The organism is Arthrobacter sp. 9AX (assembly GCF_902506095.1).
GTDB lineage: Bacteria > Actinomycetota > Actinomycetes > Actinomycetales > Micrococcaceae > Arthrobacter.
Map to the genome: position 1 here is coordinate 4,219,521 of NZ_LR733293.1, position 25,241 is coordinate 4,244,761.

A 25,241-nucleotide genomic window follows, 5' to 3' on the forward strand; every position below is an offset into this window, starting at 1 on the left:
CGAGCAGGCCACCCGCCGTCGTACATGAAAACGACGGCGGCCCCCTCACCACACCCAAAAACACCAGACTTCGCCCCAAAGGGGCGCAACAAGGAGCACACCATGAGCAAGATGCGTACCGTTGATGCAGCGGTGGCCATCCTGGAAAAGGAAGGCGCCATCGAGGCGTTCGGCCTGCCAGGCGCCGCGATCAACCCCTTCTATTCCGCAATGCGCGCCCACGGCGGCATCCGCCACACGCTGGCCCGCCACGTGGAAGGCGCCAGCCACATGGCCGACGGCTTCAGCCGCGCCAAGGACGGCAACATCGGCATCTGCATCGGCACATCCGGCCCCGCCGGCACCGACATGATCACCGGCCTCTACGCCGCCTGGGCAGACTCCATCCCCATGCTCTGCATCACCGGCCAGGCCCCCGTGGCCAAGCTGCACAAGGAAGACTTCCAGGCTGTGGACATCGAGTCCATCGCCAAGCCCGTCACCAAGATGGCCATGACCATCCTGGAGCCCGGCCAGGTTCCGGGCGCCTTCCAGAAAGCCTTCCAGCTGATGCGTTCCGGCCGCCCCGGTCCCGTGCTGCTGGACCTGCCCATCGATGTGCAGCTGGCCGAGATCGAATTCGACATCGACACCTACGAGCCGCTGCCCGTCGAAAAGCCCAACGCCTCCCGCAAGCAGCTGGAAAAAGCCCTGGACATGCTCACCGCGGCCAAGCACCCGCTGATCGTGGCGGGCGGCGGCATCATCAACGCCGGCGCCTCCGCGCAGCTGGTGGAACTGGCCGAGACCCTGAACATCCCGGTCATCCCCACCCTGATGGGCTGGGGCACCATTCCGGACGACCACCGGCTCATGGCCGGCATGGTGGGCCTGCAGACCTCGCACCGCTACGGCAACGAGAACTACCTGCAGAGCGACTTCGTGATCGGCATCGGCAACCGCTGGGCCAACCGCCACACCGGCGGCCTGGACACCTACACGGCCGGCCGCAAGTTCGTGCACATCGACATCGAGCCCACGCAGATCGGCCGCGTGTTCTCGCCTGACCTGGGCATCACGTCCGACGCCGGTGCGGCGCTGGCCGGGCTGGTTGAGCTCGCCAAGGAGCGCAAGGCAGCAGGGTCCCTGCCGGACTACAGCGCCTGGGTCGCCGAATGCGCCGAACGAAAGGCCTCCCTGCACCGCAAGACCCACTTCGAGAACATCCCCATCAAGCCGCAGCGCGTGTATGAGGAGATGAACAAGTCCTTCGGCCGCGACACCACCTACGTGTCCACCATCGGCCTGTCCCAGATCGCCGGTGCGCAGATGCTGCACGTGTTCGGCCCGCGCAAGTGGATCAACGCCGGCCAGGCAGGCCCCTTGGGCTGGACCGCCCCGGCAGCCCTCGGCGTGGTCCGCGCCAACCCGGAGCAGACCGTGGTGGCCCTCTCCGGCGACTACGACTTCCAGTTCATGATCGAGGAACTGGCCGTGGGTGCCCAGTTCAACCTCCCATACATCCACGTGGTGGTGAACAACTCCTACCTGGGCCTGATCCGCCAGTCCCAGCGGGGCTTTAACATGGAACAGAACGTGTCCCTGGCGTTCGACAACATCAACTCCCCCGAGACAAACGGCTACGGCGTGGACCACCTCAAGGTGGCCGAGGGCCTGGGCTGCAAGGCCGTCCGCGTGGAAGACCCCAACGACCTCGCCGCAGCCTTCGACAAGGCCAAGGCACTGATGGGCGAATTCCAGGTTCCCGTGGTGGTGGAAGTGATCCTGGAAAAGATCACCAACATCTCCATGGGCGTGGAAATCAACGCCATCAACGAGTTCGAGGAACTCGCCGCATCCGCAGCCGACGCCCCCACCGCCATCCTGGCGCTGCAGGCCTAAAACCTGCCCGCCCAGAACAGGAAAGACAACCATGCGGATCGTCATTGCCCCGGACAAGTTCAAAGGGTCCCTGTCCGCCCCCGAAGTCTGCAGCCACCTGGAAAAGGGGCTGCAGCGCGGGGCCGGCGGCAACCTTGAAGTCCTCCGGATCCCGGTAGCCGACGGCGGAGAGGGCACCCTCGACGCCGCGATCGGCTCCGGCTTCACCCGCCGCAGTGCGGTGGTGGCCGGGCCAACAGGCGTACGGGTCACGGCCGACTTCGCCGTCCGGGGCAATGAGGCCGTCATCGAAATGGGGGCCGCCTCGGGCCTGGCCCTGCTCCCGGCCGGAGCACTGGTTGGGGGACGGCCAGGCCCGACGGCGGCCCGCACCGCCACGAGTCTGGGCACCGGGCAGCTCATCCGGGCGGCCCTGGACGCCGGCTGCAACCGCATCGTCCTCGGCGTGGGCGGCAGTGCCAACACCGATGGCGGCGCCGGAGTCCTGCAGGGCCTCGGCGCCAGGTTCCTCGACAACGGGGGCAACGAACTTCCGCCCGGGGGCGCCGCTTTGGCCCACCTGGACCGGATCGACTTCAGCGGCTTCGAACCCCGGCTGAAGGACACACGCTTTGTGCTGGCGTCCGACGTCGACAATCCCCTGCTGGGCACCCAGGGCGCCGCGGCGATTTTCGGCCCGCAGAAGGGCGCCACACAACAAGACGTCGACCTGCTCGACGCCGCCCTGGCCAGGTTTGTCGAAGTCCTGGCCAGGGAAATCGGACCTGAAGGCCCCCGCAACAGGGCCATCAAAGCGGCGGAGGCCCCCGGCGCCGGAGCCGCGGGAGGCGTTGGCTACGCAGCCATCGCCGTCCTCGCCGCCACGCGTCGGCCGGGCATCGACGTCGTCCTCGAATTCACTGGACTGGCAGACCGGCTGGCCGGCGCGGACCTGGTGATCACCGGCGAAGGCAGCCTGGACGAGCAAAGCCTGCTCGGCAAAACCCCCATGGGCGTCGCCCGGGCAGCAGCAGCCCAAGGCATCCCCGTGATCGCGGTGTGCGGCCGGACCACCCTCGGCCAAGGCCAGGCCACCGCCGCCGGATTCGAGGACGTCTACGCTTTGACCGGACTCGAAAGCAATGTAAACAGGTGCATAACAGAGGCAGCGCAGCTTCTGGAGCAGTTGGGCACCCAGATCAGCGGACGACTGGCAGCCAGTGGGCTGCCGCGCACCGCCACCACCAAGGAGGACCTCCATGTCTGAAGAACGTTTTGACCTGGTCATCCGCGGCCAGCGCATCCTCACCACCGCCGGCCTGGCACCCCGCGAAGTGGGCGTCCGCGGCGGCAAGATCGTGGCCCTCGAGCCGCTGGGCAACGGCCTGGCCGGCGCCGAGGTCATCGAACTCGCCGACGACGAAACCCTGATCCCCGGCCTCGTGGACACCCACGTCCACGTCAACGAGCCCGGCCGCACCGAGTGGGAGGGCTTTGCCTCCGCCACCCGGGCCGCGGCAGCCGGCGGCGTCACCACCATCATCGACATGCCCCTGAACTCCGTCCCGCCCACCACCACTGTGGAGAACCTGAAGCTCAAGCGCGAAGTGGCCGAGGACCAGGCGTTCATCGACGTCGGGTTCTGGGGCGGTGCCATCCCCGGCAACAAAGGCGACCTTCGGGCCCTCCACGACGAGGGCGTCTTCGGCTTCAAGTGCTTCCTCCTGCACTCCGGCGTGGACGAGTTCCCGCACCTGGAAGCGGACGAGATGGAGGAGGACATGGCAGAGCTGAAGTCCTTCGATTCCCTCATGATCGTCCACGCCGAGGACTCGCACGCGATCGACCACGCGCCCCACCCCGGCGGCGCACATTACTCAACGTTCCTGGCCTCCCGCCCCCGCGGCGCCGAGAACAAGGCGATCGCCGAGGTCATCGAACGGGCCCGCTGGACCGGTGCGCGGGCGCACATCCTGCACCTCTCGTCGTCGGACGCGCTGCCCATGATCGCTTCCGCAAAGCGCGACGGCGTAAAGCTCACCGTGGAAACGTGCCCGCACTACCTCACCCTGATGGCAGAGGAAATCCCGGACGGCGCCACCGCCTACAAGTGCTGCCCGCCCATCCGCGAGGCCTCCAACCGGGAGCTCCTGTGGCAGGGCCTGCAGGACGGCACCATCGATTGCATCGTCTCGGACCACTCCCCCTCCACATTGGACCTGAAGGACCTGGAGAACGGCGACTTCGCCGTGGCCTGGGGTGGCGTCTCCTCGCTGCAGCTGGGCCTGTCCCTGATCTGGACCGAGGCCCGGCACCGCGGCATCCCGCTGGAGCAGGTGGTGTCATGGATGGGCGAGAAGCCCGCAGCCCTGGCCCGGCTTTCCAACAAGGGCCAGCTCGCATTGGGTTACGACGCCGACTTCGCCATCTTCGCCCCGGACGAGGCCTTTGTGGTGGACGTGTCCAAGCTCAAGCACAAGAACCCCATCACCCCCTACGACGGCAAGGCCCTCTCCGGCGTGGTCCGGAAGACCTTCCTGCGCGGCACCGTGGTGGACGGCCAGATCCCCACGGGCAAGCTGATCCGCCGCGGCGGAGTCTAGGACGCGCCATGGCAGTGGAAGCCCACCATCCGAGGGGGTTGTCCCGGCACCCTGTTCCGGCCACGCGTGCTGCTGCCCACCCTCCCCGGGCAGCAGCACGCGGCCTCGCGGTGTGGGTGGTCCCGTCGGAAGGCACCAGTCCCGAACTGCTGGCCCGCGCCGCGCAACTGGTCCTTGCCCGGGCCCTTCAGACTGCTCCGGAGGCGGAAGTCCACTGGCCCGCCGCCGGAGCCCCCACGTCCGGGGTCTCCGCCACGGAAGGAGCCGCAAACCACTCCTCCCGCATTCCTTCCCCGGCGGACCCCGGCGATCCCGGCGAGTTATTGAGCGGGAAACAGGGCCAGGCACCCTGCGAGGCCGACGGCGGCAGGCGCCTGCCGCCGTCGGCCGGCCCTGTGAGCCGGGTCGCCGTGGACCTGGCAGCCGACAGGGTCCTGCTGGACGGCACCGCTGTGGCGCTGACCGGGGTCGAGTTCAAGGTGCTCCGGTACCTGGTGACCCACCTGTCCCGCACTGTGGGGAGGGAGGAGCTCCAGGAGTTCCTCGATTCGTTCGAAACCCCCGGCGCGTCGGCCCGGTCCATCGACGTCTACGTGGGCCGGATCCGCCGGAAACTCGGCAACGCCCGCCACGCCGTGGCCACCGTCCGCGGCGGCGGCTACCAATTCATTCCGGGCCCGCACGCCACCGTGCGCGGGCCCGCCGAATACTCCATCTAAGTCCCATCAAGGAGCAGCATGAGCCCCACCCTGACCGCCAAGCTTCAGCCCGGTACCCCGGCCCCTGATTTCACCCTTCAGGACGCCCAGGGCCGCGAGACTGCCTTGGCCGACTACCGTGGCAAAAACGTCATCGTGTACTTCTACCCCAAAGCCGCCACCCCCGGCTGCACCACCGAAGCCTGCGACTTCCGCGACAGCCTGGCATCACTCCAGGGCAAAGGCTATGAGGTCATCGGCATCTCCCCCGACGCCCCCGAAGCACTCGCCGGCTTCACCGGAGACTTCTCCCTGACCTTCCCGCTGCTGTCCGACCCCGACCACGCCATCGCCCTGGCCTACGGCGCCTGGGGCGAAAAGCTTGTCGACGGCGAAATCGTTGAAGGCATCGTCCGCTCCACCGTAGTAGTAGACCCCGAAGGCAAAGTCACCCTCGCCCAATACCAGGTCCAGGCCCAAGGCCACGTCGCAGCGCTGAAGGACGAGCTCGGGCTGTAACCACCCCAACGCCCCGAAGCCTTCCAGGGGCAGCTCCAGCCGCGTCCGGAACAGTAACGGGAACGGCGCCACGCGACGCTGCGGAATACTGCGTGTGACGCCGGAGTTGTTGGTAGTGGCGGAAAGCCGCTTCACTTGATGTTGGCCATTATTGACCGAATCTCCAAAGGAATGCCATGAGCCCCACCCTGACCACCAAGCTTCAGCCCGGTACCCCGGCCCCTGATTTCACCCTTCAGGACGCCCAGGGCCGCGAGACTGCCTTGGCCGACTACCGTGGCAAAAACGTCATCGTGTACTTCTACCCCAAAGCCGCCACCCCCGGCTGCACCACCGAAGCCTGCGACTTCCGCGACAGCCTGGCATCACTCCAGGGCAAAGGCTATGAGGTCATCGGCATCTCCCCCGACGCCCCCGAAGCACTCGCCGGCTTCACCGGAGACTTCTCCCTGACCTTCCCGCTGCTGTCCGACCCCGACCACGCCATCGCCCTGGCCTACGGCGCCTGGGGCGAAAAGCTTGTCGACGGCGAAATCGTTGAAGGCATCGTCCGCTCCACCGTCGTAGTAGACCCCGAAGGCAAAGTCACCCTCGCCCAATACCAGGTCCAGGCCCAAGGCCACGTCGCAGCGCTGAAGGAAGCCCTGGGAATCTAGCCCTCCCGACGCTCCAGCACGTCCTGCAGCTTTCCACCGGACGCTCCAGCAGTTTTGAACTGCGGGAGCGTCCGGCGTTTAAGCATCATGAGCGTCGAGGTCATTGGCCTGGTTGTCCTTCCTGCTGTGGCCAGCAGTTCAACCGGTTACGTCAACGATGTCCTGGCCGCGGCCACCGGCGGACACCCGGACGGGGACATCGGCCTGATGCAGCCTAGGCCTCCGCTTCCGCCGATTCCTTCGCCGTTGCCGCCGCCTCCGCATATTCCGCAGACACCCTGCGGTACACAGGGGTGAGGAAGGCCAGCAGCGCAGCCATCACCATGATGATCCCGGCGATCAGGAACACCAGGGCGATGCCGCGGGAGGTGCCCTCGCCGAGCAGCGGGGCCAACTGGACCCCGCCGTCGGCCGACCGCGCGTAGGGGATGATCCAGAACTGGGCGATCGGTGCGATCAGGAAGGCCGTGATGGGCGCTGCCGCTGATTCAAACGCCATGGCGAAGCCGAATACCCGGCCCTGCCGCTCCAGTGGCACCACCTGTTGGATGACGGTCTGCTCGGCCGCCTCCACAAAGGGGATCAGCACCAGGTACAACCAGATTCCCGCGATGTACAGCCACGCCCATTCCCGCAGGGTGAACACCGCGCCGAGGACCCCCATGGCCACCACCGCAATGAGCAGGGTGCGCAGCGGGTTGGTTCCCAGGCCGAATTTGCCGATCAGCGCCCCGCCGATAATGAACCCGGTGGAGCCAAGCGCGAACACGGCGCCCCACATTTCCACGGAAAACATTTCCAGGCCGTAGGGATCCATCAGCGCCATGTAGACGCCGCCGATGAAGTTGTTGAAGGTGGAGAACAGGATCAGCGCGAACAGTCCGGAAATGGCCAGCACCGCCGCGAGGGAGCCCCTCAGGTCGAAGCTGCCATGCGCATCCGTGGCGGCCGCACGCACTTCCTCGGGCATCCGGAGGGTGAGCAGGTGCGCGAAGGCAAGCGCCGTGAGGACAAGGGCGACGACGATGGTCCACCCCATGCCCAGCAGCCCCACCGACAGCCCCGAAAGCAGGGAGGTGACGATGAACATGAGTCCCTGCACCATGCCCACCATCCCGTTGGCGTTGGCCCGCCGGTCCGGCTCGATGAGGATGGTGACAGTGGTGGACAGCGCGATGTTCCGCATGTTCTCCACCACCGCGCCGATCAGGATGATCAAGGTAAAAACCCAGAACCACGGCTGCCTGAGGTCCAGCAGCGAGGAGGCAGGCGTCAGGAGGAACATGACCCCGGACAGCACAAACATCACCAGGGTAAAGCCGGCGGCGAAGCGCATCACGGCCAGCTTGCGGTAGCGGTCCACGAAGGTGCCGAAGCTGATGCTGGACAGGGCGATCAGCAGCATGTACACACCGCCCACCACGCCGGTGGCGATCACGTTGCGGGTCTCCAGGTACACCCAGAACGTCAGTGCGAACCACAGGTAGCTGGTGGTGACGTTGGCGAGGGCAGTGTTCACCAGGATCCCGGCGAAGGTGCGGGACCGCTGGGCCGGGGTGCGCAGGGAGGTGTCGACGGCGTCCGGCGCAGCCAGGGGCGAAACCTCGCCGTCCTCCGTCGCAGTGGAAGTGACGGTAACGTCGTCGCGAAGGCTTTTCCCGCCGTCGGGAACCCCGGCGTCCCTCCCCCGGGCCGGTTCCTGCTCGGTCATGCGTCCCAGTCTAGTGACGAGTGTCCCGGGCGGACAGGTTTGGAACCCCCTCCGTGGGACCCGGATTGACAGTCCGCACTCCGGGACCCGGCAATAGTTACCGGCCCCGGCGCGTTTGGCAGGTTGACTGCAACCGAAGGACTCCAGTGCCTGCCTCGAAGCACCGTTGCCGGGCTCCGGGGCCGGTGACAGGATGGCCGCATGGCGATTGAGGTCCGTGCGGCCACCGAATTTGAGGACGTCCGGGCGTTGGTGGGGCCGAAGCGGCCCGACGCCAACGTCTGCTGGTGCCTGAGCTACCGCATCCCGTCCAAGCAGAACCAGGCGTTGCGCGGGACCGGCCGCGGGGACCTGGTGCAGCAGTTGGTGAAACAGGATCCCCCGCCGGGGGTTTTGGCGTACGACGGCGGGGAGCCAGTGGGGTGGGCAGCGGTCCACCCGCGTGCCGGCACCAGTTTCGCGGGCAACCGGAAGATCCCGCATGTGGACAGCCTGGATGTGTGGTCGGTCTGGTGTATCCGGGTCCGGCCGGGGCACCGGGGCCACGGGATTTCGCATCAGCTCCTGGCGGGCGCCGTGGAGCTGGCCCGGAGCTATGGGGCGCCGGCCATCGAGGGCTACCCGGTGGATAACGGCGGGCAAAAAGTGGACCTCACCATGGCGTACGTGGGCACCCAGAAGCTCTTCGAGGACGCCGGCTTCACCAAAGCGGCGGACACGGAGTCAGTACTGAACGGCTTCCCGCGGGTACTGATGCGGCTTGACCTGCAAGGCTAGGGTTTCTTCCACCAGCTGCCGGGCCAGCCTTCGTCAATGGCCCACAAGGCCAGGAGCAGCGCATCCACTGTCATGAGCCCCGCGATGAGGTATGCCCATCCTGTATACCAAGCCATTGCAATCTCCTGACTGTGTCCCCCAGCCACTCGATTGCACCTAAGTGTGGCACCTAAACCGCTGCAGCGGAACGCCCCAACTCCACACTCCTGAAAAGTGCCTCCAACCTGTTGTGCGCGTCGGTCTCCAGCTTGAGGCGGCGGGTGAGCTTCTCCACCTGCGCGGACATCTCCTCACCGACCGGAAGCCGGTCCCCGGGCCAACTGGAAGCCTCCCGCGAGTCGGCCAGGGCCTGGGCCAGGGCGTTGGCCGCGGCGCGCACCTTCCGTGAGTGGAAATAGACACGCAGCAACGCCTTGCCCTTGTCCACGGCGGCACCCAGCAGCTCGCGCGGACCCGCCGGCTTTACCGCAGTGTGTTCCCCGCAGGCCTGACCCACCCCTTGCAGCTCCCCCTCGGCTGGTGACGCGCAGGCGACTGGCGCGCAAGCCGCGGCAGCCGCCGTCGTCCGGTCTGTGTTGATGTGTGCCATCGGCTCCGCCTTCCTGCCAGCCGGCCAGCCCCCGGACGGGTCGTCCTTGACCCTCGTCCTTGTCGAAGCCGGCTCCTGCTTTCGAGTGTCCCGGGCCTTCCTCAACGTCCGGGCAAGCAGGTCCCAAGATTTACGCAAGATCCCGCCAGGCGGGCATGGCAGCGGACCCAGGTGCCGCCGTCGGAAGAAAATTCGCACGGCTGAATTCAGCACATGTGAAGTCTGCGACATGCTCTGTTGCGGTTAATACGGTAGAAGTAGACCTATGGTCTCTGCCTCCGAAATCCGTCGTGCTGTTGTCATCGAGGATGACCCGGACATCCGTGGGCTCCTGGTCCGCGTCCTGGCCAAGCAGGGCTTCGAGGTGACGGAGGCCGGCGCCGGCCTGCCGGGCGTGGAGGAAGTCCGCCGCCGGCAGCCGGACCTGGTCACGCTGGACCTGAACCTGCCGGACATTGACGGCCTGGAAGTCTGCAACTTGCTGCGGGAATTCTCGGACGCGTTCATCGTGATGCTGACGGCCCGCGCCGATGAACTGGATAAGTTGACCGGCCTGGACAACGGCGCGGACGAGTACATCAGCAAGCCGTTCAGCCCGCGCGAACTGCAGTCCAGGATCAACGCCCTCTTCCGCCGCAGGCCCTCAGCCGCCGCGGATTCGGCAAACCGCAGTGAACTGGAACGCGCCACGGAAGTCCAACAAAGCCTCCTGCCCAAGGAAGACATCCGGGTGGACGGGTACGACGTCGCCGGCATGTTCCGCCCCTCCCGCAGCGTGGGCGGGGACTTCTATGACTGGTACCAGACACCCGAGGGGCTGCACCTGACCTTCGCCGACGCCATGGGCAAGGGCATGGGCGCGGCCCTCATCGCCGCCACCGTCCGCGCCGTGATGCGCTCCACCGGCCGCAGGCAGGACCTCGACGGCGCCTTTGCCTCCGCCAGCAAAGCGATCGCCACGGACCTGGATTCCTCCAACTCCTTTGTCACGTTGTTCCACGCCCGGCTGGACGCCGCGTCCGGAACAGTCAGCTACGTCGACGCCGGGCACGGGCTTGCGCTGCACGTCCGCTCCGACGGCGCTGCCCACCGTCTGCCCTCCGGCGGGCCCCCGGTGGGCGCCTGGGCGGGCTCGCAGTGGCCGCAGTCCAACCTGGAACTCGCCCCGGGGGATTCCCTGGTGGTGGTCAGCGACGGCGTACTGGACGTCTTTGACTCGGTAGAGGACTTCACCGAAGCCGTCCGCCGCGCCACGCAGGGCCAGGATTCGGCCCAGGCGGCCAGCGGCGCCATCCTGGCCCTGGCCCCCGCCGAGACGGCGGAGGACGACGTCACGGTGGTTGTGGTCCGCCGGCTGCCGGATGAGGCAGCTGCATGACCCGATTCTGGACGCGCCTGGTGGTGGTGCTCACCGTCATCACCGGAGTCAACTACATTGCCTGGCGGTGGGTGGCCTCCCTGAACTGGGACGCCTGGTGGATCGCGCTGCCGTTGGTGATCGCCGAGACCTACAGCCTGATCGACGTCATGCTGTTCGGCATGACGGTCTGGCGGCTGAAAATCCGCAAGGCCGCCCCGCCGCCACCGGCTGACGCCACCGTGGACGTCTTCATCACCACCTACAACGAAGACCTGGACATGGTGATGACCACGGCCCTGGCAGCCCAGAAGATCCGGCATCCGCACAGCACCTGGATCCTGGACGACGGCGCCCGGCCCGAACTCAAGGCCCTCGCGGAGCAGCACGGCCTGGGCTATGTCACCCGCAGCGAGGACTGGACCTCCAACCTCCCGCGGCACGCCAAGGCCGGCAACCTGAACAACGCCCTGATGCAGACGCACGGCGAGTTCCTCCTGATCCTGGACGCGGACCAGATCCCCGAGCCGGACATCCTCGAAAAGACCCTCGGCTACTTCAACAACCGCCGGGTGGCGCTGGTCCAGACGCCCCAGTACTTCAGCAACGTCCCGGCCAGCGATCCGCTCGGCAGCCAGGCACCGCTGTTCTACGGCCCCATCCAGCAGGGCAAGGACGGCTGGAACGCCGCTTTCTTCTGCGGCTCCAACGCCATCCTGCGCCGCGAGGCCCTGATGCAGCTGGGCCTGGTGGGCTATGTGAAGGAAACCGAGAAGAGCATCCGCCGCGCCCTGGCCGCCTCCCGTTCCGCCATCAGGCAGGCCCGGAAGTCCGCGGATGTAGAGGCTCCCCTGGTGGCTCAGGTGCTCGACGAAGTGGAGGCAGCCACCCGCGAGGCCCAGCAGGAACTTGAGGCCGGCGGGGCCCTGAGCGAGATCACCTACCGGGTGCGCCGCCGTGTGGACGCCGCCGTGCAGACCCTGGTGATGGCCGACGTTTCAGCCCTTCAGGCGGACCTCGAAGAGATCGCCGCCATGGAACTGGCCCACGTGGGCGAGTCCGGCGTTCCCGTGGTGGCGGACGACGCCGTCCGCCGCATGTCCGCCCGTGACTGGTCGCCGCTGGGCGCCCTGGAATCCGTGCAGGCCGTCCTGGACGCCCTGTCCGTGGAACGCAACGACGAAGCCCAGCCGGTGATGCCGCTGGCCACCATCTCCGTCACCGAGGACATGGCCACCGCCATGCGCATGCACGCCATGGGCTGGGAGAGTGTCTACCACCACGAAATCCTGGCCTATGGGCTCGCCCCGGAGGACCTGAAGACCATGCTCACCCAACGGCTGCGTTGGGCCCAGGGAACCATCCAGGTCCTGCTGCGCGAGAACCCGCTGGTGCAGAAGGGCCTCAAGGTCGGCCAGCGGCTGATGTACTTCGCCACGATGTGGACCTACCTCAGCGGCTACGCTGCCGTCATCTACTTCGCCGCCCCCATCATCTACCTGCTCCTCGGCATCCTTCCGGTGACGAGCCTGAGCTGGGACTTCTTCATCCGGTTCATCCCCTTTATGGTGGTCAACCAGATCCTGTTCGCCGTGGCCGGCAGGGGCATCCCCACCTGGCGCGGCCAGCAGTACAGCCTGGCACTGTTCCCCACCTGGATCAAGGCGTGTTCGACGGCGGCCCGCAACGTCTGGTTCGGCCGTCCCCTCGGTTTTGCCGTCACCCCCAAAGCCCGCCAGAGCGGCGGACCCAGCTGGAGCCTGATCCAGCCACAGATTGTGGTGTCGGTGCTGCTGGCGGTGGCCGCCGTCGTCGGAATTATCCGCCTGGCCAGCGGCCTGGCGGAACCGCTCGGCACCCTGGTGAACGTCGCCTGGGTCATTTTCGACCTGGTGGTGATGAGCATCCTGGTGCGCGCAGTGCTTTACAAGGGTTTCGAACCGGAAGCAGAACCCGCAGTCCAAGAACCAGAGAGGAATCCAGATGGAGTTTAGTTATGAGGTCAAGGACTCGTACGCGGAGGTGAAGGCCGACGGGCGGCTGAACATGGTCTCCGCGCCGAAGCTGCGCGAGTTCGTCACCGACGTGATCGCCGGTGGATCCAACCGGATCGTGGTGAACCTGGAAAACACCGCATTTATGGACTCCTCCGGCCTGGGTGCCCTGATCGGCTGCCTTAAGGCGGCCAGGCAGGCGGGCGGGGACCTTCGGATCGCGGCGGTCCAGCCGCAGGTGAAGATGGTCCTGCAGCTGACCAGTATGGACAAGGTCCTCACCGCGTATGGAACGGCGGAGGAGGCGTTCAGGAATGACTGAGGTGCTGGCGTCGCGCAGCTTCCGTGGGCCGGCTGCCGAGGACGCCATTGAGTCGGTCCACAACAACCTGGACAGTCTCTGGCTCGACGTTCCATTTGTGCAGGACATGGACCAGATGACTTTTACGACAGCGGTCATCGAGTCCGCGTCCAACATCGTCCAGCACGCGGAGCCGGCGGGGCCGGACCAGGTGGAGCTGGGCGTGGACATCACCGTCCAGCCCACGCTGCTGCAGGCCCGGGTCAGCGCCTACCACGCCAAACCGCCGTTTGGGCCGATGGAGCCGGCGACGCCCGGCGAGGACGCCGAGTCCGGCCGGGGCCTGGCGCTGATCCAGGCACTGGTCACCACGGTCACGTTCGAGCGGCAGGACGGCACCAACACCTGGGTGCTGTCCCGGACGTCGCAGGCCTAGCCCTTAGGTTTTTGTCCAGATATGCAGGCCTCCGGGGCGCTCCCGTTCGCATACTTGGACAAACCTCCAGAGGTCAGGGCCCGCCCGGGAACCATACCGACACCGTCACCCCGCCGCCGGGGGTATCGCCAATGGAGAGCTCACCGCCGTGCGCCTGGGCGATCCTGCGGCAGGTGGCCAGGCCAAGCCCCGTTCCGGGGCCGTCACCGGGCCGGTGGAGCCGCACCAGCGGTTCCACCGCCTTCCGTCGCTCGGACGGCAGGATGCCCTTGCCGTTGTCCACCACCTGTACGGTCATGCCCTGCACCCCGGGCTTTGCCCTGACAATGACCCGCAACACCTGGCCGGGGTTCTGGTAGTTCAGGGAGTTCCCCAGCAGGTTCTGCAGCAGGGTCCGCAACTGGGACCGGTCCGCGAAGACCTCCGCGTCCTCGCACAGGATTCCACTGGCCAGGCCCAGGTCAACACCCAGGTCCTGGGCGGCCTCCGCTGCCACGGCCAGCAACGACAGCCGTTCACGGTGGAGCTTTCCGTCTGCCCGGGAGTAGTCCAGCACGTCGTCCAGGGTGGCCAGCATGCGCCGGCCGCCGCTGCCGATGTGGCCCAGATAGCCGGCGGACGGATGGTCCGGCTGGATGTCCGGATCGTCCTCGGCCAGCTCCACGTAGCCCAGGATGGCGGTCAGCGGCGACCGGAGGTCATGGCTGACGCGGCCGGCGAACTCTGCCAGCATGGCGTTACTGCGCTGCAGCTCGGCCAGGGCATCGTTGAGCTGCAGGGTGCGGTGCTGCAACTCCAGGAGCTCCACGACCTGCCGGGCCAGCACTTCAACCAGGCTGATCTGCTCCAGGGTTGGCAATTCGGGACGGTTGGAGAAGACGCACAGGGACCCGAGCACCAGCCCGGAGGCGGTCTGCAGCGGGACGGAAGCGTAGAACCGGACGTCGGCTATCTCACCGGTCACAAACGGGTTCGCTGCGAAACGGGGGTCCTCGGATGCGTCCCGGACTACGGTGGTCCCGCCGGTCAAAAAGACTGCGGCGCACATCGAGTCCTCGCGGGAGCAGGCCCCCGGGTCGATGCCGGAGGCTGCTATCTGCAGCTGCTGGTCCGACGTAATGATGTTGACCACGCTGTACGGTACGCCGCACAACGAGGCGGCCAGCCGCACCAGGTTCTGCAGTGAGCCCCTTGCCTGGGCGTCTCTTAGTGCCGGCGCCTCGCCGGCGGTAGCAGGTATCAGCCCGTATTCCCGCAGCCCAAACTCGCGCGCGGCGTCCTGATCGGTCAGCATTTGCATAGCCGTCCCGTCCCTATTCATTTTGTTCCCCCAGTAAAAACTGGTTGAGCCTGCGGCTCTCCCGCGATAATACCGGCTTGGCTCCGCCGCTGCTGTAGTCTCTTGACACCATCGGCAAGGTCCACTTCAATATTACGTATGCTGAAATAACAGTTCCATGATGCGGAAGCCTCGCCTGCGCAATGCGTCGGTCGGGCGCCGGAAGTCCGGCCTCCGCATAGCCGTCGCCATGGATGCCAGCATTTGTTACCGAGGAAGCAGCCAGCATGAAGCTTGCCGAATTCAACACTGCGGACCCCGCACGGGCCGCGGAAACCCTCAAGCCCTGCATCGACGTCCAGCGCTGGGTGGACACTGTGGTGGCCGCCCGGCCCTTCCCTTCCAGGGATGCGCTGCTGGACTTCGCCGCCGAAGCCGCCCGTCCGTTTTCTCCCGCCGAGGTTGAGTCCGCCATGGCGCACCACCCCAGGATCGGGGAACGTCCGACGGCGGCCACCACAGAAGCGTCCATGTCCCGTTCCGAGCAGACCGGCGTGGACCCCGCGGACACTGGTGTGGCGCAGGCCTTGGCGCAGGGCAACAGGGACTACGAGGAAAAGTTCGGCCGGGTCTTCCTGATCCGCGCCGCGGGACGCACGGCCCCGGAAATCCTGCAGGCCTTGAACGAACGGCTGGCCAACTCCCCCGCCGACGAAGACACCATTGTGGCCGGCCAGCTGCGTGAGATCGCCGTTCTGCGGCTTGAAGGACTGATCAGCGAATGAGCGTTTCCCACGTCACCACCCACATCCTTGACACAGGCGCCGGACGCCCGGCGGCGGGGGTCGCCGTCGTGCTTTACAAAAACGACGCCGGCACCTGGCAGAAGCTGGCGGGCTCCACCACTGACGCGGACGGCCGGGCGAAGGACCTGGGGCCGGAGCAGCTGGAGCCGGGCCACTACAAGCTCAACTTCGCCACCGGAAGCTACTACGCCGGCCTGCAGACCGCCACGTTCTTTCCCGAGGTGGACCTGGTGTTCGAAGTCACCGGCACCGAGCACTATCACGTTCCGCTGCTGCTCAGCCCCTTCGCATACTCCACGTACCGCGGCAGCTGACCCCCGTTGCGCTATCACTTACGGTTCCCATTCCGGGGGCGGGTCCAAGGGGGCCTCGCAGCCGTAAGTGAAGGGGCAACGGCGGAAATGTAGGCTTGATGCATGCCTTCTGAACAACCCGCCGCCGAGCGCCGCGAGGTCACCGTCCGCCGCGCACCCAAATTTGTGCCATTCCTGATCCTGGGCGCACTGGTGGGCGTGGCGGTGGCGGCCGCCGTGGCCTACGGCCTCCCCGCGACCCCGGACTTCGACGCCGGCTCGGTGTTCGGGTTCTTTATGGTGCTGTTCGCCGGCGCGGGCGCAATCCTGGGCGCAGGGCTGGCGCTGGTCCTGGACCGCCGGAGCGTCAAGCGGCAGCAGCGGGCCGTGGTGGAAGCGGTTCCCGATTCGGAGCCTGATCCGGAGAATGGGCAGTAGGCCGGTCACAAACGGGCGGCCGGAAAAGCTCTAGCGCATATCGTGAGATAATCGACCAGTGGCACGCGGCGATGGAAAACTTTCTCATGATCTTCTCCCTGGCGAAAAGGGCCCTCAGGACGCTTGTGGCGTTTTTGGGGTCTGGGCACCAGGTGAAGAAGTAGCAAAACTTACCTACTACGGGCTGTATGCACTGCAGCACCGCGGTCAGGAGTCGGCTGGTATAGCCACCAGCGACGGCAAACGGATCAACGTCTATAAGGACATGGGGCTCGTCTCCCAAGTCTTCGACGAGACCACCCTGAACACCCTCACCGGACACCTCGCCGTGGGGCACTGCCGCTACTCCACCACCGGAGCCAGCCACTGGGCCAACGCCCAGCCCACGCTCGGCGCTACCAGCACCGGCACCGTGGCCCTGGCGCACAACGGCAACCTCACCAACACGGCCGAGCTCAACGCCATGATCCAGGAACGCAACGGCGGCCAGCTCACCGGCGAAATGAAGCAGGGCAACACCTCGGACACCGCCCTGGTCACTGCACTGCTGGAGGGCGAGCCCGGCAAGACCCTCGAAGAAACGGCCATCGAGCTGCTGCCCAAGATCAAGGGCGGCTTTTGCTTCGTCTTTATGGATGAGGGCACCCTCTACGCGGCGCGCGACACCTACGGCATCCGCCCGCTGGTCCTGGGCCGGCTGGAACGCGGCTGGGTTGTTGCCTCCGAGCAGTCCGCCCTCGCCACCGTGGGCGCCAGCTTCATCCGCGAGATCGAGCCCGGCGAGTTCATCGCCATCGACGAGCAGGGCGTGCGGTCCCAGCGTTTCGCCGAGCCGACGCCGGCCGGTTGCGTTTTCGAGTACGTCTACCTTGCACGTCCGGACGCCGCCATCGCCGGCCGTTCCGTTTACGAGTCCCGCGTGGAGATGGGCCGCCAGTTGGCCCGCGAAAACACCCAAGTGGCGGACATAGTGATTCCGGTGCCGGAATCCGGCACCCCTGCGGCGGTGGGCTACGCCGAAGAATCCGGCATCCCGTTCGCGCACGGGTTCGTCAAGAACTCCTACGTTGGGCGTACCTTCATCCAGCCCTCGCAGACGCTGCGCCAGCTGGGCATCCGGCTCAAGCTCAACGCCTTGGAGTCCGTCATCCGCGGCAAGCGTGTGGTGGTGGTGGATGACTCGATCGTCCGCGGCAACACCCAGCGCGCCATCGTCCGGATGCTCCGTGAAGCCGGCGCCGCCGCGGTCCACGTCAAGATCTCGTCCCCGCCGGTGCAGTGGCCTTGCTTCTACGGCATCGATTTCGCCTCCCGCGCCGAGCTGATCGCGAACGGCGCCACCATCGAAGAGATCTCCCAGGCCATCGGCGCAGACTCGCTGGCCTACATCTCCGAGGACGGCATGATCGGCGCCACCCGCCAGCCGCGCGAACGCCTCTGCACCGCGTGCTTCACGGGCAAGTACCCCATCGAACTTCCGGGCTCGGACAAACTGGGCAAGAACCTCCTGGAGCGCACCGACCTCGGCGGGCTCACGCCGTCGCCGTCCGCCCTTCCGGGAGAGACCGCCGCACTGGCCGTGGACTCCGAGGAGGACCCGGCAGAAAAAGCGGGCGCCACCGGATGCGACCCCGGACCGGACTCCGAATTCGAGAACCTGCTGACCGAAGCCGACCTTGTGCCAGACGTGCACGCCGCCACCACCGGTGCTGACAAGAAAGAGTCCGTATGACTTCCGCTGCCCCCGCCGCAGGCAACTCCGCCAATTCCGGCATCACTTACGCCTCCGCAGGCGTCGATGTTGAAGCCGGCGACCGCGCCGTCGAGCTGATGAAGGGTGCCGTCAAGGCGACCCACAACTCCTCGGTGATCGGCGGGGTGGGCGGCTTCGCCGGCCTCTATGACGTCTCCCGGCTCCTGACCTACAAGAAGCCGCTGCTGGCCACGTCAACGGACGGCGTGGGCACCAAGGTGGCCATCGCCCAGGCCATGGACATCCACGACACCATCGGGTTCGACCTCGTGGGCATGGTGGTGGACGACATCGTGGTGGTGGGCGCCGAGCCGCTGTACATGACGGACTACATCGCGTGCGGCAAGGTAGTGCCCGAGCGCATCGCCGACATTGTCCGCGGCATCGCCGCAGCCTGCTCCGTAGCCGGCACCGCCCTGGTGGGCGGCGAAACCGCCGAGCACCCCGGCCTGCTGGGGGAACACGAGTACGACGTCGCCGGTGCAGCCACCGGCGTTGTGGAAGCTGACCAGCTGCTGGGCCCGGACCGTGTCCGCGCCGGTGACGTGGTGATCGGCATGGCCTCCTCCGGCCTGCACTCCAACGGCTACTCCCTGGTCCGGCGCGTGATCAACCACGCCGGCTGGGCCCTGGACCGCCAGGTTTCCGAGCTCGGCCGCACCCTGGGCGAGGAACTCCTCGAGCCCACCCGCGTCTATGCCGCGGACTGCCTGGACCTGGCGCGCGCCTTCCCCGTCACCGGAACGTCCGCCGTGCACGGCTTCAGCCACGTCACCGGCGGCGGCCTCGCTGCCAACCTGGCCCGCGTACTGCCCCAGGGCCTCGTGGCCACGGTGGACCGCTCCACCTGGGAATTGCCGGCCATCTTCAAGCTGGTGTCCGAGCTGGGCAACGTGCCGCTGGCAGACCTGGAGCGCACCCTGAACCTGGGCGTGGGCATGGTGGCCATCGTCTCCGCGGACGCCGCCGATGCCGCGGTATCCCGCCTCAATGACCGCGGCCTGCCGTCCTGGGTCATGGGCACCGTCACGGAGGACTCGGATTCCATCCTCAAGTCCGGCCCGGACTACGTGCAGGGCGCCAAGGGTGTGGACGGCGGCGCGGTCCGCCTGGTCAACGCCTACGCCTAATCTCTTCACCGAGTGCTCCGTTACTGCCGTTTTGAAGCGTCAAAAGGGCAGTAACGGAGCACTCGATGCGTTTAACCCCGCAGGACGTCCAGCGGCACCGTCATTTGTGTAAATGCGAATGATTATTGATAGCGTGTAGCTCGCCACGTAATCCTGCCACGAAACGACGTCCCGATGCCTGCACCCGCCCTCTCCGTGAAGAACCTCGCGCTCTCCCACGCCGGACGCCCGCTGGTACACCCCCTGACATTCGCAATCCAAGGTGGCGAAAGTGTGGCACTGCTGGGTGCCTCGGGCACGGGGAAGTCACTGACAGCCTCGGCCCTCACCGGCACTGTCCCGGACGGCATCACAGCGAGCGGGGACACAGCTTTTGGCCCTGCCCCTGGCGGCCGGCGGACTGTGGCCAGGAATACCGGCGCCACCCTGATCAGCCAGGATCCGCAAACCTCCCTCAACCCCCTGGTGCCGGTAGGCCGGCAGCTGATGATCCCGCTGCGCCGGTCGGTACTGAACCGGTCAGGGCTGGGCCGGGCAGGGCTCAGCCATGCAGACGCTTCCCGGGAAGCGGAGCGCCTGCTGTCCCGGGCCGGGTTGGCAAACGCGGCGGAGGTCATGCAGCGCTACACCGGTGAGCTCTCGGGCGGACAGCTGCAGCGCGTGTGCATCGCCCTGGACGCCGTCACCCGGCAGACAGTCCTGGCCACCCTTGGCGCCTGGGTGTCTGAGGGCCGCAGGAACAAGCCGCGCAGTAACGGCGGTGGCAGCATGACCGGAACCCTGGCTGTTGACGGCATCTCCTTCAGGTACCCCAAGCGCAGCCTTCGCGGCCGGCAACCGGCAGACACGCTTCGGAACGTGACCCTGCGGCTCGCTCCCGGCACAAGCACGGCACTGGTGGGAAGCTCCGGCTCCGGCAAATCCACCCTGGTCCGGGTCATGCTTGCCCTGGCAAAGCCCGCCACCGGCACCGTCACGCTCTGCGGGAACCCAGTACGGCCCGGTCCGGTCCGCGCCCTCCGCTGGTACCGGCGTGCAGTCCAGTACATCCCCCAGAACCCGGCCGGCAGCCTCGACCCGCGGATGACCGTGTCGCAGCTGCTCCTGGAACCGCTGCGGCAGCTGCGGGTGGACGGCAACCACCGGCAACTGGCGTGCGAGGCCCTGGATCGGGTGGAGCTGCCGGCAGCAATGCTGACCCGCCGGCCGGGCGAGCTGTCCGGCGGCCAGAACCAGCGGGTAGCCATCGCCCGCGCCCTGGCGGTGAAGCCCGCCTACCTGCTTGCTGACGAACCCGTCAGCGGCCTCGACCTGCCACTGCGCGACGCCGTCCTCGAACTGCTGGACCGCCGGGTGCGCGACGAAGGACTGGGCCTGCTCCTGGTCACCCATGACCTCGGCACCGCCGCCAGGATGTGCGGCACCACTGCTGTCCTGTCCGAAGGCCGCATCGTGGAACAGGGACCCTCGGAGCGGGTGCTGGCCCACCCGTCCTGCCCGGCCGCCGCCTCCTTGGTGCACGCGGCAGCAGCCATGCACCTTTTTTCATCCGCTGCCCCGGCGGCCGTCCCCCGGCCTCGAGGTGACCAACGCGGCGCCGCCCATCCTCGCCGGTTTAGTGGTGGCCGCCATCACCGGTCCGTCGGCACAGGGGGCGGCGCTGGCCGTGGCGGCGGTGAGCTGGGCGCCCCTTGCGGCCCACACCGCTGCCCTGGCCCAGGAGGCGCGTGCGCAGCCGCATGTGCAGATCCTCCCGGTACTCGGCACCGGAAAGAGATCAGGGGACAGCAAAAGCCCGTTGCCTGCGCCGAACTAACGGCGCGGGCAACGGGCTTCATAACTGAGGTCAGCACCCGTGATCGGCCCGGATCCGGGTGCCAAAAAAGAAGCGCTGCACTGGTCCCATCCTCAGACCCGGATCCTGAATTGGATCCGTTCGTGCGACGGCGTCACAGGGCTGCCAGGTAAGGCAACAGCACCTTGCGACAACTAGCCGATCCGACGGGTGTCTACCTCGTCGTCGTCTTCTTCCAAATCATCCGCGTACTTATCCACATAAGCCGAATAGTCCGGCTCAACCGGCTCATTCGCGTAATGGCTCGTGGCACGACTGCTCGGGCCCGTCAGCTCACGCTGAAGTGCCGAATAGTCAGTATTCGGGGAGTAGTACTTGATATCCCGAGCCTGCTTGGTAGCTTTTGCCTTTTGACGGCCGCGCCCCATGGCGTGACCCCCTTTTGTACTTGGACCGGAGGTGGTCACCTTGGCTATCGGTGAGGCCCCGGAATGTTTGGTCAATTTGTCGTACACCTAGATTACATGCTTTCGACTGCCCCCGCTTGCCAGTTGCGGGCCCGGCCGGTCGCATGCAGTACCATTCCGGCCCAATCAAGGCCGGAATGCCCCTTATTTCTTCGGTAGAGTCGATGAAGCAACTGCCGGGACCGGCTGGCGGAACCGGCTGCCCGAGCGGACGAAACGCAGGAGGATGCACTCCGTGAACCACCAGGACGTCCCGCCCAAGCCCAGCTCTCCGCCCACCGCGGGCCTTCCCCGGGTCCCGGCCGCGGAGTACAGCGTGCCGCCGGCCGAGCCGCCGGCACGGACCGAGGGCCAGGGTGGGGCAACCGCCGCACCGGACCCGGACGAGGCCCGGAAGCAGGGACACCGGCGGACGCTCTGGAAGGCATTCTTCGCCGTCGTCCTGCTCGCCGTCATCGGATCGCTCGTCTGGCTCGGCCTGTGGCTGAACTCCAATGGGGGCCCGGAAACTTCGGACGGCGCCGCCCGCGGAGTCCTGGAGACGACCGCCACGCCCCCGGCAACTCCACTGCCCCTGCCACGCGATGCGGAACCTGCCTCGTACGCGCTGGGCGACTGCTTCACCGATTTCCACCCCGAAGCGCTGAAATCCACCGTGGTGCCGTGCGACACCAACCACTCTGCCCAGCTGGTGGCGGTGTTCCGGTATCCCGCGGAAGCCGACTATCCGGGCGCCGACGCGCTCAAAGCCAAAGCCTTGGAGGCCTGTCAGGCGTCCAAACTTGGGCCGGCCGCAGACCAGTTCACGCTGAACTACGAGCGGAGCTTCCCCAGCTCCACCAGTTGGGACTCAGGGGACCGCAGGGTGGATTGCTACGTGACGTCCCCGGCCGGGAACAACGTCAACGCGAGTGTGCTGCCCTAACGCCCCGCAGCGCAGGGCAGCGCCGGCAACCCCCGCGTGCCGGCACTGCCCGGCGCCTATTCCTTCCGCCGGACCACCAGCCCGGTTCCGGGGACAGCGGCGCCGCCCGGACCGGACAGTGCTTCGAGCCCTTCAATGGTGAGTTCATCGACGTCGGTGGCAGTGTCCACGAGCACGGTGTCCCCATCGGCGATCTCACCGGAGAGGATGGCTTTGGCCAGCCGGTCGCCGATCTCCCGCTGGACCAGCCGGCGCAGCGGCCGGGCCCCGTAGGCGGAGTCGAATCCGGACATGGCCAGCCAGGCGCGGGCGCCGTCGGTGACGTCGAGGGTGAGCCGGCGCTCGTGCAGCCGCCGGCCCAGCTCGGCCACCTGCAGTTCCACAATGTGCGCCAGGTCCTCGACTGACAGCGGGTCGAACAGCACCACTTCATCGAGCCGGTTCAGAAATTCCGGCTTGAAGGACGCGTTCACGGTGGCCATCACGGCGTTCCGCTTGGCCTCGGCATCCAGGGTCGGGTCCACCAGGAACTGGCTTCCCAGGTTGGAGGTCAGCACCAGGATGGCGTTGCGGAAGTCCACCGTGCGGCCCTGGCCGTCGGTGAGGCGGCCGTCGTCGAGCACCTGAAGGAGGATGTCGAAGACCTCGGGGTGGGCTTTCTCCACTTCGTCCAGCAGGATGACGGAGTATGGCCGCCGGCGGACGGCTTCGGTGAGCTGGCCGCCTTCCTCGTAGCCCACATATCCCGGAGGCGCACCCACGAGGCGGGCCACCGAGTGCTTCTCGCCGTACTCCGACATGTCGATCCGCACCATGGCGCGTTCGTCGTCGAACAGGAAGTCCGCAAGGGCCTTTGCGAGTTCGGTCTTACCCACGCCGGTGGGGCCCAGAAACAGGAACGAGCCGGTGGGGCGGTTGGGGTCGCTGATGCCCGCGCGGGCGCGCCGGACGGCGTCGGATACCGCCGTGACGGCCTTCCTCTGGCCGATCAGCCGCTTCCCGAGTTCCTCCTCCATGTGGAGCAGCTTCTGGCTTTCGCCCTGCAGCATGCGGCCGGCAGGGATGCCGGTCCAGGCGGAGATGACCTCGGCGATATCGTCCGCGGTCACCTGTTCGGCCACCATCTGCGACGATTTGTCGGCGACGGCGGCCTCGGCTTCAGCGGCAGCGTTCAGTTCGCGCTCCAGCGCAGGGATCTCGCCGTACAGAATGCGTGACGCCGTTTCCAGGTCGCCTTCACGGGCGGCCTTGTCGTACGTGGAGCGGAGCTCGTCCAGCTTCGCCTTGAGGTCACCCACCCGGTTCAGTCCGGCCTTCTCAGCCTCCCAGCGGGCGTTCAGGGCGTCCAGTTCCTCCCGCTTGTCCGCCTTGTCCGCCCGCAGTGCCGCGAGGCGCTCCACGGAGGCGGCGTCCTTTTCGTCCTGGAGGGCCAGTTCTTCCATGGTGAGCCTGTCCACGGCGCGGCGGAGCTGGTCGATCTCTTCAGGGGCCGAGTCGATTTCCATCCGGAGTCGGGACGCCGCCTCGTCCACCAAATCGATGGCTTTGTCGGGCAACTGGCGGCCGGAGATGTACCGGTTGGACAGCGTGGCGGCCGCAACCAGGGCGGAGTCGGCGATGGCCACCTTGTGGTGCGCCTCGTAGCGCTCCTTCAGGCCGCGGAGAATGCCGATGGTGTCCTCGACGCTGGGCTCCCCCACGTAAACCTGCTGGAAGCGGCGCTCCAGGGCCGGGTCCTTCTCGATGTTCTCGCGGTACTCATCCAGCGTAGTGGCGCCGATAAGCCGCAGCTCGCCGCGCGCCAGCATGGGCTTGAGCATGTTGCCGGCGTCCATGGAGGATTCCCCGGTGGCACCGGCACCCACCACGGTATGGATCTCGTCGATAAACGTGACGATCTGGCCGTCGGAGTTCTTAATCTCCTCAAGGACGGCCTTAAGGCGTTCCTCGAACTCGCCGCGGTACTTGGCACCGGCCACCATGGAGGCCAGGTCCAGGGCGATCAGTGTCTTGCCGCGCAGGCTCTCCGGTACGTCATTGGCCACGATGCGCTGGGCCAGGCCTTCGACGACGGCGGTCTTGCCCACGCCGGGCTCGCCGATGATCACCGGGTTGTTCTTGGTGCGGCGGCTCAGGACCTGGACGATGCGGCGGATTTCCGTGTCGCGGCCGATGACGGGATCCAGCTTTCCGGCGCGGGCCATGGCGGTGAGGTCCGTACCGAACTTCTCCAGGGACTGGAAGGTGTTCTCGGGGTCCTGGCTGGTGACTTTCCTGTCACCGCGGACACCCGGCAGGGCGGCGAGCAAGGCTTCATGGGAGGCACCGGCGTCGCGCAGTAAACGTCCCACGGCGTCAGTTCCGGCTGAGAGGCCCAGCAGGAGGACCTCCGTGGAGACGAAGGTATCGCCCAGCCGGTCGGCCTCATTTTTGGCATTCTGAATGGCCTGCAGCGCCGGCCGCGAGAGCTGCGCCTGCTGGCTGGAACCGCCGGAAGCCGCGGGCAACGCCTTGATGGCGGTACTGGCCTGGACGCTGACGGCATCGGGGTCGGCGCCGGTGGCACGCAGCAGCGCCACCGCCACACCCTCACGCTGGTCCATCAGCGCCTTCAGCAGGTGGGCGGGTTCCACCTGAGGGTTGCCGGCCGTTGAGGCGTTCATTGCCGCAGCGGAAAGAGCCTCCTGGCTCTTGGTGGTGAATTTGACGTCCAAAGAGGGCTCCTTTCGGGGAAATGATCATAAACCCTGGGTTGAGTCTACTACGCTCAACTTTAGATCTGGAGTTTTTTGGTTCCTGTTTGCCCACGGCGAACCGGGTCGTTGGCCGCAGAAAAAATCCGTTTCCAACGCGC

At 66.9% G+C, this 25,241-nt stretch carries 23 protein-coding genes; 18 read left to right on the top strand and 5 right to left on the bottom strand.

Annotated features, from left to right (window positions below; all coding sequences use genetic code 11):
• Positions 1–102 precede the first annotated feature (102 nt).
• The 6 genes from gcl (at position 103) to bcp (BACI348_RS19600) (ending at position 6,336) form a co-directional block, all read left to right on the top strand.
• Entirely contained in the window at positions 103–1,881 is a 1,779-nt protein-coding gene (gene gcl, locus BACI348_RS19575) for a glyoxylate carboligase (RefSeq protein ID WP_159829356.1), read from the top strand.
• Between the two features lie 31 nt (positions 1,882–1,912).
• Positions 1,913–3,127 carry a glycerate kinase gene (locus tag BACI348_RS19580; RefSeq protein WP_159829357.1) on the top strand — a complete coding sequence of 405 codons (1,215 nt, stop codon included), beginning with the start codon at positions 1,913–1,915 and terminating at the stop codon, positions 3,125–3,127.
• Positions 3,120–4,463 (top strand): allantoinase AllB, encoded by a 1,344-nt coding sequence (allB, locus tag BACI348_RS19585; protein WP_159829358.1) that lies wholly within the window; start codon positions 3,120–3,122, stop codon positions 4,461–4,463. The genes BACI348_RS19580 and allB overlap by 8 nt, the downstream gene beginning before the upstream one ends.
• An 8-nt stretch (positions 4,464–4,471) precedes the next feature.
• On the top strand, positions 4,472–5,182 hold the full coding sequence (locus tag BACI348_RS19590; RefSeq protein WP_159829359.1) for a winged helix-turn-helix domain-containing protein: 711 nt from the start codon (positions 4,472–4,474) through the stop codon (positions 5,180–5,182).
• An 18-nt stretch (positions 5,183–5,200) separates the two neighbouring features.
• Positions 5,201–5,680 (top strand): thioredoxin-dependent thiol peroxidase, encoded by a 480-nt coding sequence (gene bcp / locus BACI348_RS19595; RefSeq protein WP_159829361.1) that lies wholly within the window; start codon positions 5,201–5,203, stop codon positions 5,678–5,680.
• A gap of 176 nt (positions 5,681–5,856) precedes the next feature.
• Positions 5,857–6,336 carry a thioredoxin-dependent thiol peroxidase gene (bcp, locus tag BACI348_RS19600; protein ID WP_159829362.1) on the top strand — a complete coding sequence of 160 codons (480 nt, stop codon included), beginning with the start codon at positions 5,857–5,859 and terminating at the stop codon, positions 6,334–6,336.
• A gap of 214 nt (positions 6,337–6,550) precedes the next feature.
• Here the strand turns inward: bcp (BACI348_RS19600) and BACI348_RS19605 are convergent, their stop codons facing one another.
• A complete protein-coding gene (locus tag BACI348_RS19605; RefSeq protein ID WP_236557651.1) occupies positions 6,551–8,047 on the bottom strand; it encodes an MFS transporter in 1,497 nt (498 codons plus the stop codon).
• Between the two features lie 201 nt (positions 8,048–8,248).
• On the opposite strand from BACI348_RS19605, the gene BACI348_RS19610 reads away from it, so the two are divergent.
• Positions 8,249–8,824: a GNAT family N-acetyltransferase gene (locus BACI348_RS19610; RefSeq protein WP_159829363.1), complete on the top strand. Its 576-nt coding sequence runs from the start codon at positions 8,249–8,251 to the stop codon at positions 8,822–8,824.
• 169 nt (positions 8,825–8,993) lie between these two features.
• On the opposite strand, the gene BACI348_RS19615 is transcribed toward BACI348_RS19610, so the two are convergent.
• Positions 8,994–9,413, bottom strand: coding sequence for a hypothetical protein (locus BACI348_RS19615; RefSeq protein WP_236557652.1), 420 nt, complete (start codon positions 9,411–9,413; stop codon positions 8,994–8,996).
• A 265-nt stretch (positions 9,414–9,678) separates the two neighbouring features.
• On the opposite strand from BACI348_RS19615, the gene BACI348_RS19620 reads away from it, so the two are divergent.
• The 4 genes from BACI348_RS19620 to BACI348_RS19635 are packed head-to-tail and all read left to right on the top strand — an operon-like array spanning position 9,679 to position 13,501.
• On the top strand, positions 9,679–10,791 hold the full coding sequence (locus BACI348_RS19620; RefSeq protein WP_159829364.1) for a PP2C family protein-serine/threonine phosphatase: 1,113 nt from the start codon (positions 9,679–9,681) through the stop codon (positions 10,789–10,791).
• Entirely contained in the window at positions 10,788–12,764 is a 1,977-nt protein-coding gene (locus BACI348_RS19625; protein WP_159829365.1) for a glycosyltransferase family 2 protein, read from the top strand. The genes BACI348_RS19620 and BACI348_RS19625 overlap by 4 nt, the downstream gene beginning before the upstream one ends.
• Entirely contained in the window at positions 12,754–13,086 is a 333-nt protein-coding gene (locus tag BACI348_RS19630) for an STAS domain-containing protein (RefSeq protein ID WP_159829366.1), read from the top strand. Before BACI348_RS19625 ends, BACI348_RS19630 begins: the two co-directional genes overlap by 11 nt.
• A complete protein-coding gene (locus BACI348_RS19635) occupies positions 13,079–13,501 on the top strand; it encodes an ATP-binding protein (RefSeq protein ID WP_159829368.1) in 423 nt (140 codons plus the stop codon). The genes BACI348_RS19630 and BACI348_RS19635 overlap by 8 nt, the downstream gene beginning before the upstream one ends.
• Before the next feature lie 73 nt (positions 13,502–13,574).
• Here BACI348_RS19635 and BACI348_RS19640 read toward each other — a convergent pair whose 3' ends face one another.
• Positions 13,575–14,801, bottom strand: coding sequence for a GAF domain-containing sensor histidine kinase (locus BACI348_RS19640; RefSeq protein WP_159829370.1), 1,227 nt, complete (start codon positions 14,799–14,801; stop codon positions 13,575–13,577).
• Between the two features lie 266 nt (positions 14,802–15,067).
• On the opposite strand from BACI348_RS19640, the gene uraD reads away from it, so the two are divergent.
• From uraD to BACI348_RS19670, 6 genes are all read left to right on the top strand, one after another.
• Positions 15,068–15,565 (top strand): 2-oxo-4-hydroxy-4-carboxy-5-ureidoimidazoline decarboxylase, encoded by a 498-nt coding sequence (uraD, locus tag BACI348_RS19645; RefSeq protein ID WP_159829371.1) that lies wholly within the window; start codon positions 15,068–15,070, stop codon positions 15,563–15,565.
• The gene (uraH, locus tag BACI348_RS19650; RefSeq protein WP_159829373.1) at positions 15,562–15,900 is read left to right on the top strand and encodes a hydroxyisourate hydrolase; all 339 of its coding nucleotides are present in this window, start codon (positions 15,562–15,564) and stop codon (positions 15,898–15,900) included. The genes uraD and uraH overlap by 4 nt, the downstream gene beginning before the upstream one ends.
• 102 nt (positions 15,901–16,002) lie before the next feature.
• A complete protein-coding gene (locus BACI348_RS19655; RefSeq protein ID WP_159829375.1) occupies positions 16,003–16,317 on the top strand; it encodes a hypothetical protein in 315 nt (104 codons plus the stop codon).
• 58 nt (positions 16,318–16,375) lie between these two features.
• Entirely contained in the window at positions 16,376–18,049 is a 1,674-nt protein-coding gene (purF, locus tag BACI348_RS19660; protein WP_159829377.1) for an amidophosphoribosyltransferase, read from the top strand.
• Positions 18,046–19,200, top strand: a complete 1,155-nt coding sequence (purM, locus tag BACI348_RS19665; RefSeq protein ID WP_159829379.1) for a phosphoribosylformylglycinamidine cyclo-ligase — start codon at positions 18,046–18,048, stop codon at positions 19,198–19,200. Before purF ends, purM begins: the two co-directional genes overlap by 4 nt.
• Before the next feature lie 174 nt (positions 19,201–19,374).
• Entirely contained in the window at positions 19,375–21,168 is a 1,794-nt protein-coding gene (locus BACI348_RS19670) for an ABC transporter ATP-binding protein (RefSeq protein WP_159829381.1), read from the top strand.
• Between the two features lie 21 nt (positions 21,169–21,189).
• Here BACI348_RS19670 and BACI348_RS19675 read toward each other — a convergent pair whose 3' ends face one another.
• Positions 21,190–21,423, bottom strand: coding sequence for a DUF3073 domain-containing protein (locus BACI348_RS19675; protein ID WP_009359485.1), 234 nt, complete (start codon positions 21,421–21,423; stop codon positions 21,190–21,192).
• A gap of 265 nt (positions 21,424–21,688) precedes the next feature.
• On the opposite strand from BACI348_RS19675, the gene BACI348_RS19680 reads away from it, so the two are divergent.
• On the top strand, positions 21,689–22,387 hold the full coding sequence (locus BACI348_RS19680; protein WP_236557653.1) for a septum formation family protein: 699 nt from the start codon (positions 21,689–21,691) through the stop codon (positions 22,385–22,387).
• A 56-nt stretch (positions 22,388–22,443) separates the two neighbouring features.
• On the opposite strand, the gene clpB is transcribed toward BACI348_RS19680, so the two are convergent.
• Entirely contained in the window at positions 22,444–25,101 is a 2,658-nt protein-coding gene (gene clpB, locus BACI348_RS19685; RefSeq protein WP_159829385.1) for an ATP-dependent chaperone ClpB, read from the bottom strand.
• Positions 25,102–25,241: the final 140 nt, after the last annotated feature.

Coding starts and splice junctions, on each gene's coding strand:
- BACI348_RS19675 (WP_009359485.1), bottom strand. CDS start 21,423: ATGGGGCGCGGCCGTCAAAAGGCAAAAGCTACCAAGCAGGCTCGGGAT.
- allB (WP_159829358.1), top strand. CDS start 3,120: ATGTCTGAAGAACGTTTTGACCTGGTCATCCGCGGCCAGCGCATCCTC.
- BACI348_RS19655 (WP_159829375.1), top strand. CDS start 16,003: ATGCCTTCTGAACAACCCGCCGCCGAGCGCCGCGAGGTCACCGTCCGC.
- BACI348_RS19615 (WP_236557652.1), bottom strand. CDS start 9,413: ATGGCACACATCAACACAGACCGGACGACGGCGGCTGCCGCGGCTTGC.
- BACI348_RS19605 (WP_236557651.1), bottom strand. CDS start 8,047: ATGACCGAGCAGGAACCGGCCCGGGGGAGGGACGCCGGGGTTCCCGAC.
- BACI348_RS19625 (WP_159829365.1), top strand. CDS start 10,788: ATGACCCGATTCTGGACGCGCCTGGTGGTGGTGCTCACCGTCATCACC.
- BACI348_RS19670 (WP_159829381.1), top strand. CDS start 19,375: ATGCCTGCACCCGCCCTCTCCGTGAAGAACCTCGCGCTCTCCCACGCC.
- uraH (WP_159829373.1), top strand. CDS start 15,562: ATGAGCGTTTCCCACGTCACCACCCACATCCTTGACACAGGCGCCGGA.
- BACI348_RS19630 (WP_159829366.1), top strand. CDS start 12,754: ATGGAGTTTAGTTATGAGGTCAAGGACTCGTACGCGGAGGTGAAGGCC.
- BACI348_RS19680 (WP_236557653.1), top strand. CDS start 21,689: ATGCACTCCGTGAACCACCAGGACGTCCCGCCCAAGCCCAGCTCTCCG.
- BACI348_RS19590 (WP_159829359.1), top strand. CDS start 4,472: ATGGCAGTGGAAGCCCACCATCCGAGGGGGTTGTCCCGGCACCCTGTT.
- gcl (WP_159829356.1), top strand. CDS start 103: ATGAGCAAGATGCGTACCGTTGATGCAGCGGTGGCCATCCTGGAAAAG.
- bcp (WP_159829362.1), top strand. CDS start 5,857: ATGAGCCCCACCCTGACCACCAAGCTTCAGCCCGGTACCCCGGCCCCT.
- BACI348_RS19580 (WP_159829357.1), top strand. CDS start 1,913: ATGCGGATCGTCATTGCCCCGGACAAGTTCAAAGGGTCCCTGTCCGCC.
- uraD (WP_159829371.1), top strand. CDS start 15,068: ATGAAGCTTGCCGAATTCAACACTGCGGACCCCGCACGGGCCGCGGAA.
- BACI348_RS19640 (WP_159829370.1), bottom strand. CDS start 14,801: ATGCAAATGCTGACCGATCAGGACGCCGCGCGCGAGTTTGGGCTGCGG.
- purM (WP_159829379.1), top strand. CDS start 18,046: ATGACTTCCGCTGCCCCCGCCGCAGGCAACTCCGCCAATTCCGGCATC.
- BACI348_RS19620 (WP_159829364.1), top strand. CDS start 9,679: ATGGTCTCTGCCTCCGAAATCCGTCGTGCTGTTGTCATCGAGGATGAC.
- bcp (WP_159829361.1), top strand. CDS start 5,201: ATGAGCCCCACCCTGACCGCCAAGCTTCAGCCCGGTACCCCGGCCCCT.
- BACI348_RS19635 (WP_159829368.1), top strand. CDS start 13,079: ATGACTGAGGTGCTGGCGTCGCGCAGCTTCCGTGGGCCGGCTGCCGAG.
- BACI348_RS19610 (WP_159829363.1), top strand. CDS start 8,249: ATGGCGATTGAGGTCCGTGCGGCCACCGAATTTGAGGACGTCCGGGCG.